The organism is Streptococcus halitosis (assembly GCF_027691175.1).
GTDB classification, from domain to species: Bacteria; Bacillota; Bacilli; order Lactobacillales; family Streptococcaceae; genus Streptococcus; species Streptococcus halitosis_A.
Genome location: NZ_JAQFBD010000012.1, coordinates 337 through 621 on the forward strand (window position 1 = coordinate 337; position 285 = coordinate 621).

Sequence of the window (285 nt, forward strand, 5' to 3'; positions counted from 1 at the left end):
CCAACGCAACCAAGTCAAACAGAAGTTAAGACGGCAGAAGGTACCTGGAGCTTCAAGTCCTACGACAAGGCATCAGAAACCATCAATGGAGCAGATGTTAAGTTTGTAGGCACATGGGAATTCACCCCAGTTCCAACAGTGACTCATAAAGCAGTTCACGAGTTTGTCAGCGGAACGCCAGGAAAAGAACTTCCGCAAGAAGTGAAATCCTTACTTCCATCAGACCAAATAGACTTGAAAGATGGCAGTCAAGCAACGCCAACGCAACCAAGTCAAACAGAAGTT

General features: G+C 46.0%; 1 protein-coding gene. It reads left to right on the forward strand.

Going from position 1 to position 285, the window contains the following annotated elements; all coding sequences use genetic code 11:
- On the forward strand, positions 1-285 hold a 285-nt coding region (locus PG086_RS09680), incomplete at both ends, for an SHIRT domain-containing protein (RefSeq protein WP_270748843.1).